The organism is Streptomyces mexicanus (assembly GCF_902506575.1).
Classification (GTDB): Bacteria; Actinomycetota; Actinomycetes; order Streptomycetales; family Streptomycetaceae; genus Streptomyces; species Streptomyces mexicanus.
This window is the reverse complement of sequence record NZ_LR732671.1, coordinates 1-5,229: the sequence shown is the minus strand read 5'-3', so window position 1 is coordinate 5,229 and position 5,229 is coordinate 1. Positions and strand designations below refer to the sequence as shown.

General features: G+C 76.1%; 5 protein-coding genes. 2 read left to right on the top strand and 3 right to left on the bottom strand.

The annotated features are described in order from the left end of the window. On the bottom strand, positions 1–234 hold a 234-nt coding region (locus tag GV126_RS34690; RefSeq protein ID WP_159675295.1), incomplete at its 3' end, for a hypothetical protein. Between the two features lie 150 nt (positions 235–384). Between GV126_RS34690 and GV126_RS37020 the strand changes: the two genes are divergently transcribed. Continuing rightward, on the top strand, positions 385–546 hold the full coding sequence (locus GV126_RS37020) for a hypothetical protein (RefSeq protein WP_202035329.1): 162 nt from the start codon (positions 385–387) through the stop codon (positions 544–546). Positions 547–627: 81 nt separating this feature from the next. On the opposite strand, the gene GV126_RS34680 is transcribed toward GV126_RS37020, so the two are convergent. Continuing rightward, the gene (locus GV126_RS34680) at positions 628–2,424 is read right to left on the bottom strand and encodes a serine hydrolase domain-containing protein (protein ID WP_159675293.1); all 1,797 of its coding nucleotides are present in this window, start codon (positions 2,422–2,424) and stop codon (positions 628–630) included. 240 nt (positions 2,425–2,664) lie between these two features. Between GV126_RS34680 and GV126_RS34675 the strand changes: the two genes are divergently transcribed. After that, positions 2,665–3,654, top strand: coding sequence for an Lrp/AsnC family transcriptional regulator (locus tag GV126_RS34675; protein WP_159675291.1), 990 nt, complete (start codon positions 2,665–2,667; stop codon positions 3,652–3,654). Between the two features lie 49 nt (positions 3,655–3,703). Here GV126_RS34675 and GV126_RS34670 read toward each other — a convergent pair. Further along, positions 3,704–5,229 (bottom strand): carboxyl transferase domain-containing protein (locus GV126_RS34670; protein WP_328707386.1); only part of this gene is annotated, 1,526 nt, incomplete at its 5' end.

Sequence of the window (5,229 nt, the reverse complement as noted above, 5' to 3'; positions counted from 1 at the left end):
GCCGTCGAGGACGTCGGCGGGGATGCCGGGGCGGCTGTGGAGGACGCCGGGGAGGTCGCCGGAGGGGCTGTCGAGGGCGTCGGCGATGCGGCCGAGGGCCCGGCCGAAGGTGCCGTCGAGGACGCGCGTCGCACGGTCGGCGGTGACCGGGGGCCTGTCGCCCGGAGCCAGGGCGGCGCCCGTGCCCGCCGGATCCGTGCGAAGGAGCGGCGGGAGCCGTCGCGGCCCACGCACCGCCGGAGCACGGGCCGCGACGAGCCGCCCTGAACACACGGACCGCAGCCCGAGATCTCGTTCCGGGCCACGGTCCGGGCGGAACGTCTCCGCTTCGCGGAGGAACCCCGGACCGCCGTCCGCTTCCCCGGCACCGGCAAGCGCGAGTCGGTGTCCCGCAGCGAGCGCGTCGGGCTTCCCGACACGGTCGCCGCGGGCCGGGACTACCGCCGCGTCACCGTCGCCTACCACCTCGCGACCGAACTCACCGGGCAGCCGGAGGAGGACCGGCCGGCCGGCGGCACACCGAGCGACGACGTGCACACCGAGTGAGGGCTTCCCGCCCCGAGTCCGGGGGGTGCGCGCCGAGCGAGGAGGCGCCGCAGGCCGAAGCCGGCTGCCGACCGGCCCGGCTCAGTCCGCCGACGCCGTCCAGCCCGTCGCCGTCACCCGGGCCGCGTCCGCCGGGCGGGCCTCGTCGAACAGGACCCGGCGGCCCGTCTCGACGCGCTGGGCGTCGACGTAGGCGCCACGGCCCACGTACAGGCGGTCCGTCGTGTACCGCCAGCGCAGCAGCAGGCTCCGGGCGGGCGGCAGGCCGGCGGCGAGCCGGTGCCAGACGCGGCCGGAGAACCCGGTGGCCGTGCCCGTCGGGTGCTGTTGCGGCCGCTCGCCGCGGCGCGTGGTGGTGAACGGGACCGGCTGCCAGGTGGCGCCCCCGTCGGAGCTGGCCTCCAGGACGAGCACGTCCGACTCCGGCTCGGTGTCCCACCACAGGGAGCACCGCAGCCGCGCGTCGCCCCCGGAGGTGTCCAGCGCGGGCAGCGCCAGCGTGGCCGTGGTGCCGCTCGCCGTCCCGGAGAACCAGGCCGTGCGGCCGCGGTCCGGGCGGACCGCCACGGCCCGCGCCAGGTCGGTGCCGGCGGCGACCCGGGGCGCGGAGCCGGAGCGCCAGGTGCGCACCGGGTGCACGGAGTTGCCGAGGATGATCAGGAACGAGTCGGTGGTGGGGTCCAGGACCAGCGAGGTGCCGGTGAAGCCGGTGTGCCCCGCGGTGCGCGGGGTCGCCATCGCGCCCATGTACCAGTGCTGGTACAGCTCGAAGCCCAGGCCGTGGTTGTCGCCGGGGAAGGCGGTGTTGAAGTCGGTGAACATCAACTCCACCGACTCCGGCCGCAGGATGCGCGCGCGGCCGTAGACGCCGCCGTTGAGCAGCGTACGGGCCAGCACCGCCAGGTCCCAGGCGCAGGAGAACACGCCCGCGTGCCCGGCCACCCCGTTCAGGCTGAAGGCGTTCTCGTCGTGCACCTCCCCCCACACCAGGCCGCGGTCCAGCGCCGACCAGGGCCTGCGGGCGTCCTCGGTGGCGGCGATGAACGGCTTCCAGGAGGCGGGCGGGTTGTACCGGGTGCGGCGCAGGCCGAGCGGTCCGGTGATCTCCTCGGCCAGCAGCACGTCCAGGGTGCGGCCGGTGATCTTCTCCAGGACCAGTTGCATGGAGATCATGTTCAGGTCGGAGTACAGGTACGCGGTGCCCGGCGGGTGCAGCGGCGCCTCGTTCCAGATCATCTCCAGCTTCTGCTCGTACGTCGGCGCGTCGTACAGCGGCAGGTCGGCCTGGAAGCCGGAGGTGTGCGTGAGCAGTTGGCGGATCGTCACGTCCTGCTTGCCGGCGCGGGCGAAGTCGGGCAGGTACGCGGCGACCTTTCCCTCCAGCTCCAGCGTGCCGCGCTCGATCTGCTGCACGGCCAGCAGCGAGGTGAACAGCTTCGACAGGGAGGCCAGGTCGTAGACCGTGTCGCGGGTCGCCGGGATCTGCTGCTCGGGCGGGAACTCCACGCCGGTGTCGGTCTTGTCGTCGTACGCCGCGTAGCGCACGGCCATGCCGATCGGCTCGTGCAGCGCGACGGTGCCGCCGCGGCCGGCGAGCAGGACGGCACCCGCGTACCAGGGGTGCTTGGGGGAGGGGCCGAGGAACGCCTTGGCGTCGGTGACGAGTCGGTCCAGGTGGGCGGAGAGCAGCCCGGCGCGCTCGGGCGAGCCGTGCCGCAGGGTGGGACGGGACGCGGTGGGCGGCGACGCGGTGGCCGCCGCGGCCGGTCCCAGGGGCAGGGCGGCCAGGCCCAGGGCGCCGCCCATCAGCAGGGTGACGCGGCCCAGTTGGCGGCGGGTCAGCCCGCGCTGGTCTCTGTCCGCCGTGCCGTCGGTCATCGTGAGGCCTCCCGTCGTACCGTCTGAAAGTATCTTTCGGGACTTGCCGTGCGCGGTGAAACTTTCCTGTCAGGGGGGTGGTGTTGTCAACGGTGCGGATCGTGTTGCCCACGGTGAGGGGGCGGCAGGGCTTTGACGGCGTGTCGGCTCCGTGCGCGATCGTGCGGACGCCGGGCCGGTCGCCGCCGCCCTCCTCGGTCCCCGCGCCGCCGCTGAGCAGCCTCGTTAGGCTGTGTCCTCGTGAGTTCTCCCGACGTGCCGGTCGACGATCTCGACCGGCGGATCATCGCGGCCCTGCAGATCGACGGCCGGGCCTCCTGGCGGCGCATCGCGCGGGTGCTCGGCGAGCCGGAGCGCACCGTCGCCCGGCGCGGGCTGCGGCTGCTGGAGAACCGGCTGGTCACGGTGACCGCCCTGGTGCCCTCCGGGGACACCGTCGTCGTACGGCTGCGCTGCCGGCCCGACGCCACCCGGGAGGCCGCCCTGGCCGTCGCCCGGCGCACGGACACGATCTTCACCTATGTCGTCTCCGGTTCCTCGGACTGCGTGGCCGAGCTGCAGTGCCCGCCGGGACGGCTGGCGGATCTGATGCTGGAGGACCTGCCTGCCCTGCCCGGCCTGACGGGGCAGCAGGTGTGCCCCGTGCTGCGGTACTTCCGCACGGTGCACGAATGGCATCCGGGCATCCTCACTCCCCAGGAGGCGGCGCAGCTGCGCCGCTTCCCGACCCCGGACGACGCGGTGGGCGTGCCGGAGGTCGAACTCGACCCCGAGGAGCGGGCCATCGTGGCCGGCCTCGCCCAGGACGGGCGCCGCACCCACGAGGAGCTGGCCGCCCTGGCGGGCGTCTCGGAGGCCACGGCACGCCGGCGCGTGGAGGCCCTGTCGCAGGCCGGCGTGGTGAGCATCCGGGCCTCGGTGGAACCGGCGCTGCTGGGCCTGCCGGTGGAGGCGCTGCTGTGGCTCCGGGTCCGCCCCGACGCCCTGGAGCGCGTCGGGAGGCTGGCGGTGGACTCGCCCCTGGTGCGGTACGCCGCCGTGGTCACCGGTGAGCAGCAGCTGCTGGTGCACGTGACCCAGCCGTCCAAGGACGCGCTGCTGGACTACCTGGCCGGCGCCTCCTGGGCGCCGCACGTGGAGGCGGTCGAGGCGCAGTACGTCGTCGAGCCGCTGAAGCGGAGCGCGACGCCGACGCCGGCGTTGCGCCGGCTGCTGTCACAGCCCGCGTAGCGACGCCGACGCCGGTGCCGCGCCGGCGCCGGTGGGGCGCCGGGCGCCGTCACAGCCCGCGCAGCTCCTCGGCGCCCGCCTCGGCCAGGCGCGCGGCGAGGTCCGCGCCGTCCGGGACGAGCCGGTGCACCAGACCCCGGCGGTGCAGCTCGGGCGCCGTGATGCCCTGGTCCGCGGCGATCCGGGCCGCGTGGGCGGTGTCGCGGTGCACCACTGCCGAGGCGCCCTCGGGCGGCAGCGGGGCCAGCCACGCGTGTTCCGCGGCGATCACCCGGTCCGCGACGAACAGCGCCAGCGCGGCGCCACCGGCTCCCTGCCCGAGCAGCAGGCCCACCCGCGGCACCCGCAGGGCGCTCAGGTCGGTCAGGCAGCGCGCGATCTCCCCGGCGAGCGCACCCTCCTCGGCCGACGGGCTCAGCTCCGCTCCGGCGGTGTCGACGACTGTCACGAGCGGCAGACGCCATTCGGCGGCCAGCCGGACACCCCGGCGTGCGGTCCGCAGCCCGGCCGGGCCGACGGTCCGCGGCGCGCGGCGGTCGTGGCCCGCCACCACGCAGGAGCGGTCTGCGAAGCGCGCGAGCCCGAGCACGACGGCGTCGTCGCGCTCGCCCTCCCCGGTGCCGTGCAGCTCCACGAACTCCGCGGCCGAGGCGAGCAGGTCATGCACCGAAGGCCAGGAGGCCGCGCGGGTGCGCAGCACCGACTCCCACGGATCGGTGGCCACGGCGGCGGGCGCCGGGGCGCGGTGGGCCTCCGGCCCCGCGGTGCCGTGGCCTCGGTGCCGGACCGCGCAGTGCGGTGAGCGGTCGGCCGGGTGGTCGGTTGTGCGGTCGGGGTCCGGTGGGTGGCCGGTCGGGCTGTCCCGGTCCGGTGGGCGGTCGGCCAGGCAGTAGGGGCCGGGAGAGGCGAGCAGGGCCAGGGTGCGGGCGAGCCGGTCGCGGAGGAGGTCCGGGGGCAGGACGGCGTCCACGATGCCGACGCGGTGGAGGTTCTCCGCCCTCTGGACGCCCGCCGGGAAGGGCTCGCCGTGCAGGGCCTCGTGGACGCGCGGGCCGAGGAAGCCGATGAGCGCGCCGGGTTCGGCGGTGGTGATCTGGCCCAGGGACCCCCACGAGGCCAGGACGCCGCCCGTGCAGGGATGCCGCAGATGGACGAGGTAGGGCAGGTGGGCCGCCCGGTGCTCGGTGAGGGCGGCGGCGACGGCGGTCATGCCGACGAAGGCCGCCGTGCCCTCCTGCATCCGGGTGCCGCCGGACGCAGGTGCGGCGAACAGCGGCAGCCGCTCCCGGGTGGCGCGGCGGATCGCCGCGACCAGGCGGCGGGTCGCCTCCTGGCCCACCGAGCCGCCCAGGAACGCGAACTCGCCCACGGCGAAGGCGAGCCGCCGGCCGGCGACGCGCCCCTCACCGGTCAGCACGGACTCGTCCGCGCCGCTGCGCCGCCGAGCCGCGGCCAACTGCTCCGTGTAGCCGGGCGGCCCGGCTCCCTCCGCCACGGGACCGTCCCAGCTGCGGCGGCTGCCCGGGTCGAGCAGCCGGTGGAGGAAGTGGAGAGCGGCGGGGCGGACCACCCCTC

Coding starts and splice junctions, on each gene's coding strand:
- GV126_RS34680 (WP_159675293.1), bottom strand. CDS start 2,424: ATGACCGACGGCACGGCGGACAGAGACCAGCGCGGGCTGACCCGCCGC.